Below are 14477 nucleotides of genomic sequence, written 5' to 3' on the forward strand. Positions count from 1 at the left end.
TGATCGCGGGCGTCGCCCTGCTGACCGGGGTCGCGGTCGTCGAGCCCCGCTCGCACCCTGAGGCCTGCCGAGACCGGCGGGGCTCAGCCCTCCTCGTGGGACGCCACCGCGCGGCGGGCGTCCGCGTCCAGCACACCCCAGCTGATCAGCTGCTCGGTGAGGACGGAGGGCGACTGGTCGTAGATGACGGCGAGTGTGCGCAGGTCGTCCTGGCGGATCGACAGCACCTTGCCGTTGTAGTCACCGCGCTGCGACTGGATCGTGGCGGCGTAGCGCTGGAGCGGGCCCGCCTTCTCGGCCGGCACCGTGGCCAGCCGCTCCAGGTCCAGGACCAGCTTCGGCGGGGGCTCGGCGGCACCACCCGGGGTGGTGCCCGGCAGCAGCTCCTGCACGGGGACCCCGTAGAAATCCGCCAGCTCGGCAAGGCGCTGCACGGTCACGGCACGGTCGCCGCGCTCGTACGAGCCGACCACGACCGCCTTCCAGCGTCCCTGGCTCTTCTCCTCGACACCGTGGAGGGAAAGGCCCTGCTGGGTGCGGATCGCCCGGAGCTTGGCCCCGAGCTGTTTGGCGTATTCGCTGGACATATGGCTCCCCGGACACTGTGTCGACGCGGCCGGCAGTGGTTCCGTCCGCGCGGCTGGTAACTCACTGTGAGGTTACGCAGCGTTACTCTGCCGCGTCAAGCCGAATGGTCCGCCCCGCCTCTTCCGTGGTATCGGCAGCGGGTTACGCCGAAGGGGTGAAAGACGGGGAACGAGGCGGGGCGGTGCGGGGTGGCCGGGGTGCGACCGGGGCGGCCCACGGCACCTGCTACCGTGGATGGCGCAAATCCGACGTCCTTTAAGGTCCGTCCCGTGAGGCGGAGAAGGAGGTCCGTTTCGTATGGACAAGCAGGACACGCACGCGCATCCGCAGGCGTCCGCCGCGCGGCCCGTGCTCGAAGGCCCCGACATCGCTCGGGTGCTGACCCGCATCGCCCACGAGATCGTCGAGCGCGCCAAGGGCGCCGACGACGTGGTGCTCCTCGGCATCCCCACCCGGGGCGTCTTCCTCGCCCAGCGGCTCGCCGCCAAGCTGGAGCAGATCACCGAGCGCAGGATTCCCCACGGCTCGCTCGACATCACCATGTACCGCGACGACCTGCGCATGCAGCCGCCGCGGGCGCTGGCCCGCACCGAGATCCCCGGTGACGGCATCGACGGCAAGCTGGTCGTCCTCGTCGACGACGTGCTCTTCTCCGGCCGCACCATCCGCGCCGCCCTCGACGCCCTGAACGACATCGGGCGCCCCCGCGCCGTGCAGCTCGCCGTCCTCGTCGACCGGGGCCACCGCGAACTGCCCATCCGCGCCGACTACGTCGGCAAGAACCTCCCCACGTCGCTGCGGGAGACGGTCAAGGTCCACCTCGCCGAGGAGGACGGCCGCGACACCGTGCTGCTCGGCGCCCAGCCGACCGCCCAGGGCCGGCAGCAGCACTAGCGCACGCGCGCGTACGGCCCCCAGTACGCCCCCCGTGCCGGATCGCCACGCCCTCGCCTGCCCGGAATCTCCCTTTCCTGAACTGCCTTACGGAGCCTGACAGATGCAGCGTCATCTCATCTCGGCCGCCGACCTCACCCGCGACGACGCCGTCCTGATCCTCGACACCGCCGAGGAGATGGCCCGGGTCGCCGACCGGCCGATCAAGAAACTGCCGACCCTGCGCGGCCGTACCGTCGTCAACCTCTTCTTCGAGGACTCCACCCGCACCCGGATCTCCTTCGAGGCCGCCGAGAAGCGCCTGTCCGCGGACGTCATCAACTTCACCGCCAAGGGATCGTCGGTGTCCAAGGGCGAGTCCCTGAAGGACACCGCCCAGACCCTGGAGGCCATGGGTGTCGACGCGGTGGTCATCCGGCACAGCGCCTCGGGGGCGCCGTACCGCCTGGCCACCTCCGGCTGGATCGACGCCGTCGTCATCAACGCCGGCGACGGCACCCACCAGCACCCCACCCAGGCGCTGCTCGACGCCTTCACGATGCGCCGCCGGCTGATCGGCAGGGACGCCGGGCTCGGCAAGGACCTGGGCGGCCGGCGGATCACCGTGGTCGGCGACGTCCTGCACAGCCGGGTCGCCCGCTCCAACGTCGACCTGCTGCACACCCTCGGCGCCGAGGTCACCCTCGTCGCCCCGCCCACCCTGCTGCCGGTCGGCGTCGAGACCTGGCCCTGCGAGGTCTCCTACGACCTCGACGCCGCCCTGCCCAAGTCGGACGCGGTGATGATGCTCCGCGTCCAGCGCGAGCGCATGAACGCCGCCTTCTTCCCGACCGAGCGCGAGTACTCGCGGCGCTACGGCCTCGACGCCGACCGCATGGCGAAGATGCCCGAGCACGCCATCGTGATGCACCCCGGACCCATGGTCCGCGGCATGGAGATCACCGCCGAGGTCGCCGACTCCGAGCGCTGCACCGTCGTCGAGCAGGTCGCCAACGGCGTGTCCATCCGGATGGCCGTCCTGTACCTGCTGCTCGGCGGCAACGAGCCCGCCGTCACCCACACCCGGACCACTGAGGAGAAGTAACCCCCATGAGCAAGATCCTGATCCGTGGTGCGAAGGTGCTCGGCGGCGAGCCGCAGGACGTGCTGATCGACGGCGAGACGATCGCCCAGGTGGGCACCGGGCTGTCCGCCGAGGGCGCCGAGGTCGTCGAGGCCGACGGCAAGGTGCTCCTGCCGGGCCTGGTCGACCTCCACACCCATCTGCGCGAGCCGGGCCGCGAGGACTCCGAGACGGTCCTCACCGGCACCCGGGCCGCTGCATCCGGCGGCTACACGGCCGTGTTCGCCATGGCCAACACCTTCCCCGTCGCCGACACCGCCGGCGTCGTCGAGCAGGTCTGGCGGCTCGGCCGGGAGCACGGCTACTGCGACGTGCAGCCCATCGGCGCCGTCACCGTCGGCCTGGAGGGCAGGAAGCTCGCCGAACTCGGCGCCATGCACGAGTCGGCCGCCGGGGTCACCGTCTTCTCCGACGACGGCAAGTGCGTCGACGACGCCGTGATCATGCGCCGGGCGCTGGAGTACGTGAAGGCCTTCGGCGGGGTCGTCGCCCAGCACGCGCAGGAGCCGCGGCTGACCGAGGGCGCCCAGATGAACGAGGGCGTCGTCTCCGCCGAACTGGGGCTCGGAGGCTGGCCCGCGGTCGCCGAGGAATCGATCATCGCGCGGGACGTCCTGCTCGCCGAGCACGTCGGCTCCCGCGTCCACATCTGCCACCTGTCGACCGCCGGCAGCGTCGAGATCGTGCGCTGGGCCAAGTCCCGCGGCATCGACGTCACCGCCGAGGTCACCCCGCACCACCTGCTCCTGACGGACGAGATGGTGCGCACCTACAACCCGGTCTACAAGGTCAACCCGCCGCTGCGCACCGAGCGCGACGTCATGGCCCTGCGCGAGGCGCTCGCCGACGGCACGATCGACATCGTCGCCACCGACCACGCCCCGCACCCGCACGAGGACAAGGACTGCGAGTGGGCCGCGGCCGCCATGGGCATGGTCGGCCTGGAGACCGCGCTGTCGGTGGTCCAGGACACCATGGTCGACACCGGGCTGCTGGACTGGGCGGGCGTCGCCGACCGCATGTCCTTCACGCCGGCCCGGATCGGGCGGGCCGTCGGCCACGGCCGCCCCGTCTCGGCCGGTGAGCCCGCCAACCTCACGCTCGTCGACACGGCATACCGTGGGCAGGTGGACCCCGCGGGCTTCGCCTCGCGCAGCCGCAACACCCCGTACGAGGGACGTGAGCTGCCGGGCCGTGTCACCCACACGTGGCTCCGGGGCAAGGCCACGCTCGTCGACGGGAAGCTCACGTGACACCTGTAATCCTGCTGGCCGAGGCCCAGAAGTCGGCCGACGTCACCAACTGGCCGGCCCGCATCGGCTGGCTCGTCGGACTCCTGCTCTTCATCGCGCTCGTCTACTGGCTGATGCGCGAGGGGTGGAAGTGGCGCGGCACGCTCCAGAGCGACCTGCCCCCGCTGCCCGGCGTGCCCGAGGAGACCGGCGAGGCGAAACTGACGATGAGCGGCCGCTACCACGGCTCCACCACCGCCGGGCAGTGGCTGGACCGCATCGTGGCCCACGGCCTCGGCACCCGCAGCCGGGTCCGGCTCACCCTGACCGACGCGGGCCTGGACGTCGTACGCCCCGGGGCGGCCGACTTCTTCGTCCCCGCCGCCGCGCTGCGCGGCGCACGGCTCGACAAGGGCATCGCCGGCAAGGTCCTCACCGAGGGCGGACTGCTGGTGGTGACCTGGGCGCACGGCGACAAGCTGATCGACTCCGGCTTCCGCTCCGACCACGCGGCCGAGCACACCGAGTGGGCCGACACCCTGAACCAGATGATCAACGACACGGAAGGCGCACGATGACGACCTCCACCAGGGGAAGCTCCTCACCGAGGAACAAGGGGCTTCCCGCCGTACTCGTACTGGAGGACGGCCGCACCTTCCGCGGCCGCGCCTACGGGGCCGTGGGGGAGACCTTCGGCGAGGCCGTGTTCTCCACCGGCATGACCGGCTACCAGGAGACCCTCACCGACCCGTCGTACGACCGCCAGATCGTCGTCGCGACCGCCCCGCAGATCGGCAACACCGGCTGGAACGACGAGGACGACGAGTCGGCGCGGATCTGGGTCTCCGGCTACGTCGTGCGCGACCCCGCGCGCGTGCCGTCCAACTGGCGCGCCAAGCGCTCCCTGGACGCCGAGCTGGAGCGGCAGGGCGTGGTCGGCATCTCCGGCATCGACACCCGCGCCCTCACCCGTCATCTGCGCGAGCGCGGCGCCATGCGCGCCGGCATCTTCTCCGGAGCTGTGCTCGACAGCGCCTCCGGCGCGGGGATCGCCGCCGACTCCGAGCTCCTCGCGCGTGTGCAGGCCCAGCCGCACATGAAGGGCGCGAGCCTGTACGAGGAGGTCGCGACCCAGGAGGCGTACGTCGTCCCCGCGATCGGGGAGAAGCGCTTCACCGTCGCCGCCATCGACCTCGGCATCAAGGGCATGACCCCGAACCGCATGGCCGAGCGCGGCATCGAGGTGCACGTGCTGCCCGCGACCGCCACGGCCGACGAGGTCTACGCCGTCAACCCGGACGGTGTGTTCTTCTCCAACGGTCCCGGCGACCCGGCGACCGCCGACGGCCCGGTGGCGCTGATGAGCGCCGTCCTGGAGCGGAAGACGCCCCTGTTCGGCATCTGCTTCGGCAACCAGATCCTCGGCCGCGCCCTCGGCTTCGGCACCTACAAGCTGAAGTACGGCCACCGGGGCATCAACCAGCCGGTCCAGGACCGTACGACCGGCAAGGTCGAGGTCACCGCGCACAACCACGGCTTCGCCGTGGACGCGCCGCTCGACAAGGTCAGCGAGACCAGGTTCGGCCGCGCCGAGGTCTCGCACGTCTGCCTGAACGACGACGTCGTGGAGGGGCTGCGGCTGCTCGACCAGCCGGCCTTCTCCGTCCAGTACCACCCCGAAGCGGCAGCGGGCCCGCACGACGCCGCCTACCTGTTCGACCGCTTCGTCTCCCTGATGGAGGGCCAGCGTGCCTAAGCGCACCGATATCCAGTCCGTCCTGGTCATCGGCTCCGGCCCGATCGTCATCGGCCAGGCCGCCGAGTTCGACTACTCCGGCACCCAGGCGTGCCGCGTCCTGAGGTCCGAGGGCCTCCGGGTCGTCCTGGTGAACTCCAACCCGGCGACGATCATGACCGACCCGGAGATCGCCGACGCCACCTACGTCGAGCCGATCACCCCCGAGTTCGTCGAGAAGATCATCGCCAAGGAGCGCCCCGACGCGCTGCTGCCCACCCTGGGCGGCCAGACGGCCCTCAACACGGCCATCGCGCTGCACGAGAACGGCGTCCTGGACAAGTACGGCGTCGAACTGATCGGCGCCAACGTCGAGGCCATCCACAAGGGCGAGGACCGCGACAAGTTCAAGGAGGTCGTGGAGGCCGTCCGCCGCAAGATCGGCCACGGCGAGTCCGCCCGCTCGGTCATCTGCCACACCATGGACGAGGTCCTCGCCGGCGTCGACGAGCTCGGCGGCTACCCGGTCGTGGTCCGACCGTCCTTCACCATGGGCGGCGCCGGTTCCGGCTTCGCCCACGACGAGGACGAGCTGCGCCGCATCGCGGGCACCGGTCTCGCGCTCTCCCCGACCACCGAGGTGCTCCTGGAGGAGTCCATCCTCGGCTGGAAGGAGTACGAGCTGGAGCTGATGCGCGACAAGCACGACAACGTCGTGGTCGTCTGCTCCATCGAGAACTTCGACCCGATGGGCGTGCACACCGGTGACTCGATCACCGTCGCCCCGGCGATGACGCTCACCGACCGCGAGTACCAGGTCCTGCGCGACATGGGCATCGCCATCATCCGCGAGGTCGGCGTCGACACCGGCGGCTGCAACATCCAGTTCGCGGTGAACCCCGCGGACGGCCGCGTGATCGTCATCGAGATGAACCCGCGCGTGTCGCGGTCCTCTGCCCTCGCCTCCAAGGCGACCGGCTTCCCGATCGCCAAGATCGCCGCCAAGCTCGCCGTCGGCTACACCCTCGACGAGATCCCCAACGACATCACCCAGGAGACCCCGGCCTCCTTCGAGCCGACCCTGGACTACGTCGTCGTCAAGGCCCCGCGGTTCGCCTTCGAGAAGTTCCCGCAGGCCGACTCCACGCTGACCACCACCATGAAGTCGGTCGGCGAGGCCATGGCCATCGGCCGCAACTTCACCGAGGCCTTCCAGAAGGCGCTGCGCTCCCTGGAGAAGAAGGGCAGCCAGTTCACGTTCGTCGGCGATACCGGCGACAAGGACGCGCTGCTGCGGGAGGCCGTACGGCCCACCGACGGCCGGATCAACACGGTCATGCGGGCCATCCGCGCGGGCGCCACCCCCGAGGAGGTCTTCGAGTACACGAAGATCGACCCCTGGTTCGTCGACCAGCTCTTCCTGATCAAGGAGATCGCCGACAAGCTGACCGAGGCGCCCGAGCTCACCCCCGACCTGCTCGCCGAGGCCAAGCGGCACGGCTTCTCCGACCAGCAGATCGCCGAGATCCGCGGCCTGCGCGAGGACGTCGTCCGCGAGGTCCGGCACGCCCTCGGCATCCGCCCCGTCTACAAGACGGTCGACACCTGCGCCGCGGAGTTCGCCGCGAAGACGCCGTACTTCTACTCCTCCTACGACGAGGAGACCGAGGTCGCGCCCCGGACCAAGCCCGCGGTGATCATCCTGGGCTCCGGCCCCAACCGCATCGGCCAGGGCATCGAGTTCGACTACTCCTGCGTCCACGCCTCCTTCGCGCTGTCCGACGCCGGGTACGAGACCGTGATGGTCAACTGCAACCCGGAGACCGTCTCCACCGACTACGACACCTCCGACCGGCTGTACTTCGAGCCGCTCACCCTGGAGGACGTCCTGGAGATCGTCCACGCGGAGCGGCAGGCCGGCCCGGTCGCCGGTGTCGTCGTCCAGCTGGGCGGCCAGACCCCGCTGGGCCTCGCTCAGGCGCTCAAGGACAACGGCGTACCGATCGTGGGCACGTCCCCCGAGGCGATCCACGCCGCCGAGGACCGGGGAGCCTTCGGGCAGGTCCTGGCGGAGGCGGGCCTGCCCGCCCCCAAGCACGGCACCGCCACCACCTTCGCCCAGGCCAAGACGATCGCCGACGAGATCGGCTACCCGGTCCTCGTCCGGCCGTCGTACGTCCTCGGCGGGCGCGGCATGGAGATCGTCTACGACGAGGCGCGCCTCGAGGCGTACATCGCCGAGTCCACCGAGATCAGCCCCTCCCGGCCGGTCCTGGTCGACCGGTTCCTGGACGACGCCATAGAGATCGACGTCGACGCCCTCTACGACGGCGAGGAGCTGTACCTCGGCGGCGTCATGGAGCACATCGAGGAGGCCGGCATCCACTCCGGCGACTCGGCGTGCGCCCTGCCGCCGATCACCCTGGGCGGCTTCGACATCAAGCGCCTGCGCGCCTCCACCGAGGCCATCGCGCGCGGCGTCGGGGTGCGCGGCCTGATCAACATCCAGTTCGCGCTGGCCGGCGACATCCTCTACGTCCTGGAGGCCAACCCGCGCGCCTCCCGCACGGTCCCCTTCACCTCCAAGGCGACCGCCGTGCCGCTGGCCAAGGCCGCCGCCCGCATCTCGCTGGGCGCGACCGTCGCCGAGCTGCGCGCGGAGGGCCTGCTGCCGAAGAACGGCGACGGCGGCACCATGCCGCTGGACGCGCCGATCTCCGTCAAGGAGGCGGTCATGCCGTGGACGCGGTTCCGCGACATCCAGGGCCGCGGCGTCGACACCGTCCTCGGCCCGGAGATGCGCTCCACCGGTGAGGTCATGGGCATCGACTCCGTCTTCGGCACGGCCTACGCCAAGTCGCAGTCCGGCGCCTACGGGCCGCTGCCCACCAAGGGCCGCGCGTTCATCTCGGTCGCCAACCGGGACAAGCGTTCGATGATCTTCCCGGCCCGGGAACTGGTCGCCCACGGCTTCGAACTGCTGGCCACCTCCGGCACCGCCGAGGTGCTCAAGCGCAACGGCATCAACGCCACGGTCGTGCGCAAGCAGTCCGAGGGCACCGGCCCGAACGGCGAGCGGACCATCGTCCAGCTCATCCACGACGGCGAGGTCGACCTCATCGTCAACACCCCGTACGGCACCGGCGGCCGCCTCGACGGCTACGACATCCGTACGGCGGCCGTGGCGCGGTCCGTGCCGTGCCTGACGACGGTCCAGGCGCTCGCGGCGGCGGTCCAGGGGATCGACGCGCTCAACCACGGCGACGTGGGCGTGCGCTCCCTCCAGGAACACGCCGAGTTCCTGACCGCGGCCCGCGACTAGCAGCCCCGAGGGGGACACCGGAAACGGTGTCCCCCTCTTCGTGAGGACACCAGGACACCATGTACAGGATCTTTTTCAATCTGGTCTTCCGGCGCATGGATCCCGAGCAGGCCCACCACCTGGCCTTCCGCTGGATCCGTCTCGCCGTCCGCATCCCCGTGCTGCGCACGTTCCTCGCCGCCGCCCTGGCCCCCCGCCACAGGGAGCTGCGCACCGAGGCCCTGGGCCTGCGCATGCACGGCCCCTTCGGACTCGCGGCCGGCTTCGACAAGAACGCCGTCGCGATCGACGGGATGTCGATGCTGGGCTTCGACCACGTCGAGATCGGCACCGTCACCGGCGAGCCGCAGCCCGGCAACCCGAAGAAGCGGCTGTTCCGGCTCGTCGCGGACCGCGCGCTCATCAACCGCATGGGCTTCAACAACGACGGCTCGCTGGCCGTCGCCGCGCGTCTGGCCTCGCGCACGCCCGTCTTCAGGACCGTCGTGGGCGTCAACATCGGCAAGACCAAGGTCGTCCCCGAGGAGGAGGCCGTCGGCGACTACGTGAAGTCCGCCGAGCGCCTCGCCCCCCACGCCGACTACCTGGTCGTCAACGTCTCCTCGCCGAACACGCCCGGCCTGCGCAACCTCCAGGCCACCGAGGCGCTGCGCCCGCTGCTGAGCGCCGTGCGCGAGGCCGCCGACCGGGTCGTGCCGGGGCGCCGGGTGCCGCTGCTGGTGAAGATCGCCCCCGACCTCGCCGACGAGGACGTCGACGCCGTCGCCGACCTCGCCGTGGAACTCGGCCTGGACGGCATCATCGCCACGAACACCACCATCGCCCGCGAGGGGCTCGGACTGCGCTCCGAGCCGGCCCTGGTCGGGGAGACCGGCGGACTGTCGGGCGCCCCGCTCAAGGAGCGCTCCCTTCAGGTGCTGCGCCGCCTCTACGCGCGCGTGGGCGATCGCATCACCCTCGTCGGCGTGGGCGGCATCGAGAACGCCGAGGACGCCTGGCAGCGCATCCTGGCCGGCGCCACGCTGGTCCAGGGCTACAGCGCCTTCATCTACCAGGGGCCCTTCTGGGCCCGCGCCGTGCACAAGGGGCTCGCCGCGCGCCTGCGCACCAGCCCGTACGCCACCCTCGCCGACGCGGTCGGCGCCGGGGTGAAGAAGGCCGGCGTGACGACGGCCGATGTGAAGGACGCCGATGTGAAGAACGGCGACGTGAAGAACGGCGACGTGAAGAAGGCAGGGAAGACGGCATGAGCCCGATGGAACCCTTCGGCGCCCGGCTGCGCCGCGCCATGGACGAGCGCGGCCCGCTGTGCGTCGGCATCGACCCGCACGCGTCCCTGCTCGCCGAGTGGGGCCTGAACGACGACGTGGCCGGTCTGGAGCGGTTCAGCCGCACGGTCGTCGAGGCCGTGGCCGGCCGGGTGGCCGTCCTGAAGCCGCAGAGCGCCTTCTTCGAGCGCTTCGGCTCCCGGGGCGTGGCCGTCCTGGAGAAGACGGTCCAGGAGGCGCGGGCGGCCGGGGCACTGGTCGTCATGGACGCCAAGCGCGGCGACATCGGCTCGACCATGGCCGCCTACGCCGAGTCCTTCCTGCACAAGGACGCGCCGCTGTTCTCGGACGCGCTGACCGTCTCGCCGTACCTCGGGTACGGCTCGCTGAAGCCCGCGGTCGAGCTGGCGCGGGAGAGCGGCGCGGGCCTGTTCGTGCTGGCGCTGACCTCCAACCCGGAGGGCGGCGAGGTGCAGCACGCGGTCCGGCCCGACGGCCGGAACATCGGTGCGACGATGCTCGCGCACCTGGCGCGGGAGAACGCGGGGGAGAACCCGATGGGCTCCTTCGGCGCGGTGGTGGGGGCCACGCTCGGCGACCTGTCGTCGTACGACCTGGACATCAACGGGCCGCTGCTGGCGCCCGGGATCGGAGCCCAGGGGGCGACCCCGGCCGATCTCCCCGCGGTCTTCGGCCCCGCGGTGCGCACGGTGGTCCCGAACGTCAGCCGGGGTGTTCTTCGTCACGGTCCCGACGTCGTCGCGCTGCGTGACGCGGCGGAACGCTTCGCCGACCAGATCCGGGCCGCGGTGGCCTCCGGCTGAGTCCCCGGGCGCGATCCGGGGCCGCTTGAGTCTGGATACATTCTCAAATCCGAGGCAATATGTCCTAAATGTCCGTCCTCACTGAGGCTGACCAGGACTTTTCCGCTGTTCTCGCTGACTCTGGCGTCCTTGACCGCTAGTCTCCGTCGAGTGGGGCCACCTCCCACGCCCTCGAGGCAGTGGGGGAGAACGGGCAAGCGTGTTGCTCGTGGCTCCCCAGGTGTGGGGCGACTAGGTTCCTCACCGGTCCGTATCCGACAGTTCGACATCCGAGGTGACGTAGGCGTGGCTCTTCCGCCCCTTACCCCTGAACAGCGCGCAGCCGCGCTCGAAAAGGCCGCCGCGGCTCGCCGGGAGCGGGCCGAGGTCAAGAATCGACTCAAGCACTCCGGCGCCTCCCTGCACGAGGTCATCAAGCAGGGCCAGGAAAACGACGTCATCGGCAAGATGAAGGTGTCCGCCCTTCTTGAGTCCCTGCCGGGCGTGGGCAAGGTCCGCGCCAAGCAGATCATGGAGCGACTCGGCATCTCCGAGAGCCGTCGGGTCCGCGGCCTCGGCTCCAACCAGATCGCTTCCCTGGAGCGTGAGTTCGGCAGCACCGGCTCCTGAACCCCGGTCCGTCGGGAAGGGAGTCCCGGGCACTCCGGGATTGCTGGAATAATCGCTGCATGGCTGTAACACCCCGGGGGACGTCCCCCGTCCCCCCGGACGCACGTCCGCGGCTGACCGTGCTCTCCGGCCCCTCCGGGGTCGGCAAGAGCACGGTCGTCGCCCATATGCGCAAGGAACACCCCGAGGTATGGCTCTCGGTGTCGGCGACGACCCGCAAGCCCCGCCCCGGCGAGCAGCACGGCGTCCACTACTTCTTCGTCACCGACGACGAGATGGACAAGCTGATCGCCAACGGCGAGCTGCTGGAATGGGCCGAGTTCGCCGGCAACCGCTACGGCACACCGCGCGCCGCCGTGCTGGACCGCCTGGAGGCGGGCGAGCCGGTCCTGCTGGAGATCGACCTCCAGGGCGCCCGGCAGGTCCGCGAGTCCATGCCCGAGGCCCAGCTGGTGTTTCTCGCCCCGCCCTCCTGGGAGGAGCTGGTGCGCCGCCTCACCGGCCGGGGCACCGAGCCGCCCGAGGTGATCGAGCGCCGGCTGCGGGCGGCGAAGGTCGAGCTGGCGGCCGAGCCGGAGTTCGATACGACCCTGGTCAACACCTCCGTCGAGGACGTGGCGCGCGAGCTGCTAGCCTTGATGGACGTTGTGTGATCGTGACGGTCACCGTGGTGGTGTGATCATGATGGTCGCACCGGGTGATCGCACACCGACTGAATCTTTCCCATCCATCGGAAGGTAGAGCGTGTCCTCTTCCATCTCCGCGCCCGAGGGCATCATCAACCCGCCGATCGACGAGCTCCTCGAGGCCACCGACTCGAAGTACAGCCTCGTGATCTACGCGGCCAAGCGAGCCCGCCAGATCAACGCGTACTACTCGCAGCTCGGCGAGGGTCTCCTGGAGTACGTCGGTCCGCTCGTCGACACCCACGTCCACGAGAAGCCGCTCTCCATCGCCCTGCGCGAGATCAACGCGGGTCTGCTGACCTCCGAGGCCGTCGAGGGCCCGGGGCAGTAAGTGTTTTTTCCCACAGGCCCGGCAGCGCGGCTGCCGGGCCTGTGGTGTGCTCGGGGTGTGGTGTGCTCGGGGTGCGGGACAGGCTCGTCCCGCGATGAAGCGGCGATGATGCAGCATGGACGCGTACGCCGATGAGCCGAGGCGTGCGTGTCGTGTGTGTGCCGAGTGCGGGAGGCCCGGTGAGCAAGCCCAAGGTCGTTCTGGGGGTCAGCGGCGGCATCGCCGCCTACAAGGCGTGCGAACTGCTGCGCCGGCTGACCGAGTCCGGACACGACGTCCGTGTCGTCCCCACCGCCTCCGCGCTGCACTTCGTCGGCGCCGCCACCTGGTCCGCCCTGTCCGGCAACCCGGTCGCCACCGAGGTCTGGGACGACGTCCACGAGGTGCCGCACGTCCGCATCGGCCAGCACGCCGACCTGGTGGTGGTGGCCCCGGCCACGGCCGACATGCTCGCCAAGGCCGCCCACGGCCTCGCCGACGACCTCCTGACCAACACGCTGCTCACCGCCCGCTGTCCGGTGGTCTTCGCCCCGGCCATGCACACCGAGATGTGGGAGCACCCGGCCACGCAGGAGAACGTGGCGACGCTGCGCCGGCGCGGCGCCGTCGTCATCGAGCCGGCCGTCGGCCGGCTCACCGGCGTCGACACCGGCAAGGGCCGGCTGCCCGACCCGGCGGAGATCTTCGAGGTCTGCCGTCGTGTCCTGGCCCGCGGCGTGAGTGAGCCCGACCTGGCCGGCCGGCATGTCGTCATCAGCGCCGGCGGCACCCGGGAACCGCTGGACCCGGTCCGCTTCCTCGGCAACCGCTCCTCCGGCAAGCAGGGCTACGCCCTGGCGCGCACGGCGGCGGCCAGGGGCGCCCGGGTGACCCTGATCGCCGCCAACACCACCGGCCTGCCCGACCCGGCGGGCGTGGACGTCGTCCCGGTGGGGACGGCCGTGGAGCTGCGCGAGGCGGTGCTCAAGGCGACCAGGGACGCCGACGCGGTGGTCATGGCCGCGGCCGTCGCCGACTTCCGGCCCGCCACCTACGCGACCGGGAAGATCAAGAAGAAGGACGACCGCGAGCCGGAGCCCGTCGCCCTGGTCCGCAATCCGGACGTCCTCGCGGAGATATCGGCCGACCGGGCGCGCCCCGGACAGGTGATCGTGGGCTTCGCCGCCGAGACCGACGACGTCCTCGCCAACGGCCGCAGGAAGCTCGCGCGCAAGGGCTGCGACCTCCTCGTGGTCAACGAGGTGGGGGAGCGCAAGACCTTCGGCGCGGAGGAGAACGAGGCCGTGGTGCTGGCCGCCGACGGCGCCGAGACCCCCGTGCCGCACGGGCCGAAGGAGGCCCTGGCCGACACGGTGTGGGACCTCGTGGCCGCCAGGCTGCGTTGAAACCCCGTCCCCGGCCGATTCACCCGGACCCCGTACTCGGGCGGCGGCGCCCTGTTCAAGGTCGCCGGGCATTGGGCACAATGCCCGTGCCGCAGGTCACAGTGGGCCCGAGAGGCGAGACGGGTGGGCCGGTGGCCGAGCGCGACCGATAAACTGTTTTCCGGACGGCGCAGGGCGCAGCCCCCGTGCCGTCCACCAATGATCAGCCAGCAGCCGCTGCAACCCCAGGGAGCGTTGTGTCCCGTCGCCTGTTCACCTCGGAGTCCGTGACCGAGGGTCACCCCGACAAGATCGCTGACCAGATCAGTGACACCATTCTCGACGCACTGCTGCGCGAGGACCCGACCTCCCGGGTCGCGGTGGAGACGTTGATCACCACCGGCCTGGTGCATGTGGCCGGTGAGGTCACGACCAAGGCCTACGCGGACATCGCGACCCTGGTCCGCAGCAAGATCCTCGAGATCGGCTACGACTCCTCGA

General features: G+C 70.8%; 13 protein-coding genes and 1 pseudogene. 13 read left to right on the forward strand and 1 reads right to left on the reverse strand.

Features of this window, described 5'->3' with window-relative positions:
* Positions 1-83: 83 nt before the first annotated feature.
* Positions 84-587: a transcriptional regulator BldD gene (bldD, locus tag ABZ484_RS36165; RefSeq protein WP_030166512.1), complete on the reverse strand. Its 504-nt coding sequence runs from the start codon at positions 585-587 to the stop codon at positions 84-86.
* A 298-nt stretch (positions 588-885) separates the two neighbouring features.
* On the opposite strand from bldD, the gene pyrR reads away from it, so the two are divergent.
* From pyrR to ABZ484_RS36230, 13 genes and pseudogenes are all read left to right on the forward strand, one after another.
* Positions 886-1482 carry a bifunctional pyr operon transcriptional regulator/uracil phosphoribosyltransferase PyrR gene (gene pyrR, locus ABZ484_RS36170; RefSeq protein WP_358870205.1) on the forward strand — a complete coding sequence of 199 codons (597 nt, stop codon included), beginning with the start codon at positions 886-888 and terminating at the stop codon, positions 1480-1482.
* Between the two features lie 103 nt (positions 1483-1585).
* On the forward strand, positions 1586-2566 hold the full coding sequence (locus tag ABZ484_RS36175) for an aspartate carbamoyltransferase catalytic subunit (protein ID WP_358870206.1): 981 nt from the start codon (positions 1586-1588) through the stop codon (positions 2564-2566).
* A gap of 5 nt (positions 2567-2571) precedes the next feature.
* Complete coding sequence (locus tag ABZ484_RS36180) at positions 2572-3858, forward strand: dihydroorotase (protein ID WP_358870207.1); 1287 nt, start codon at positions 2572-2574, stop codon at positions 3856-3858.
* Positions 3855-4415, forward strand: coding sequence for a hypothetical protein (locus tag ABZ484_RS36185; protein ID WP_358870208.1), 561 nt, complete (start codon positions 3855-3857; stop codon positions 4413-4415). The genes ABZ484_RS36180 and ABZ484_RS36185 overlap by 4 nt, the downstream gene beginning before the upstream one ends.
* Positions 4412-5593, forward strand: coding sequence for a glutamine-hydrolyzing carbamoyl-phosphate synthase small subunit (carA, locus tag ABZ484_RS36190; protein ID WP_358870209.1), 1182 nt, complete (start codon positions 4412-4414; stop codon positions 5591-5593). The genes ABZ484_RS36185 and carA overlap by 4 nt, the downstream gene beginning before the upstream one ends.
* The gene (carB, locus tag ABZ484_RS36195) at positions 5586-8894 is read left to right on the forward strand and encodes a carbamoyl-phosphate synthase large subunit (protein WP_358870210.1); all 3309 of its coding nucleotides are present in this window, start codon (positions 5586-5588) and stop codon (positions 8892-8894) included. Before carA ends, carB begins: the two co-directional genes overlap by 8 nt.
* A gap of 59 nt (positions 8895-8953) precedes the next feature.
* Positions 8954-10051 (forward strand): annotated as a pseudogene (locus ABZ484_RS36200) (quinone-dependent dihydroorotate dehydrogenase); the annotation flags it as partial.
* A gap of 89 nt (positions 10052-10140) precedes the next feature.
* The gene (pyrF, locus tag ABZ484_RS36205) at positions 10141-10986 is read left to right on the forward strand and encodes an orotidine-5'-phosphate decarboxylase (protein ID WP_358870211.1); all 846 of its coding nucleotides are present in this window, start codon (positions 10141-10143) and stop codon (positions 10984-10986) included.
* Positions 10987-11271: 285 nt separating this feature from the next.
* Positions 11272-11595: an integration host factor gene (locus tag ABZ484_RS36210; protein WP_003977346.1), complete on the forward strand. Its 324-nt coding sequence runs from the start codon at positions 11272-11274 to the stop codon at positions 11593-11595.
* Positions 11596-11654: 59 nt separating this feature from the next.
* The gene (gene gmk / locus ABZ484_RS36215; RefSeq protein WP_030166546.1) at positions 11655-12248 is read left to right on the forward strand and encodes a guanylate kinase; all 594 of its coding nucleotides are present in this window, start codon (positions 11655-11657) and stop codon (positions 12246-12248) included.
* A gap of 91 nt (positions 12249-12339) precedes the next feature.
* Positions 12340-12612 carry a DNA-directed RNA polymerase subunit omega gene (gene rpoZ, locus ABZ484_RS36220; protein WP_004933985.1) on the forward strand — a complete coding sequence of 91 codons (273 nt, stop codon included), beginning with the start codon at positions 12340-12342 and terminating at the stop codon, positions 12610-12612.
* Positions 12613-12791: 179 nt separating this feature from the next.
* Positions 12792-13997, forward strand: a complete 1206-nt coding sequence (gene coaBC / locus ABZ484_RS36225; RefSeq protein WP_358870212.1) for a bifunctional phosphopantothenoylcysteine decarboxylase/phosphopantothenate--cysteine ligase CoaBC — start codon at positions 12792-12794, stop codon at positions 13995-13997.
* A gap of 236 nt (positions 13998-14233) precedes the next feature.
* The coding region (locus tag ABZ484_RS36230) for an S-adenosylmethionine synthetase N-terminal domain-containing protein (RefSeq protein WP_358870213.1) at positions 14234-14477 on the forward strand (244 nt) is incomplete at its 3' end.

The sequence above is a fragment of the Streptomyces sp. NPDC006393 genome, from assembly GCF_040628575.1.
In the GTDB taxonomy this organism is placed as follows: domain Bacteria; phylum Actinomycetota; class Actinomycetes; order Streptomycetales; family Streptomycetaceae; genus Streptomyces.

Bases quoted from the DNA above. Each gene is read 5' to 3' on its own strand.
- ABZ484_RS36180 (WP_358870207.1), top strand. From the start codon at position 2,572: ATGAGCAAGATCCTGATCCGTGGTGCGAAGGTGCTCGGCGGCGAGCCG.
- pyrF (WP_358870211.1), top strand. From the start codon at position 10,141: ATGAGCCCGATGGAACCCTTCGGCGCCCGGCTGCGCCGCGCCATGGAC.
- ABZ484_RS36175 (WP_358870206.1), top strand. From the start codon at position 1,586: ATGCAGCGTCATCTCATCTCGGCCGCCGACCTCACCCGCGACGACGCC.
- pyrR (WP_358870205.1), top strand. From the start codon at position 886: ATGGACAAGCAGGACACGCACGCGCATCCGCAGGCGTCCGCCGCGCGG.
- gmk (WP_030166546.1), top strand. From the start codon at position 11,655: ATGGCTGTAACACCCCGGGGGACGTCCCCCGTCCCCCCGGACGCACGT.
- bldD (WP_030166512.1), bottom strand. From the start codon at position 587: ATGTCCAGCGAATACGCCAAACAGCTCGGGGCCAAGCTCCGGGCGATC.
- carA (WP_358870209.1), top strand. From the start codon at position 4,412: ATGACGACCTCCACCAGGGGAAGCTCCTCACCGAGGAACAAGGGGCTT.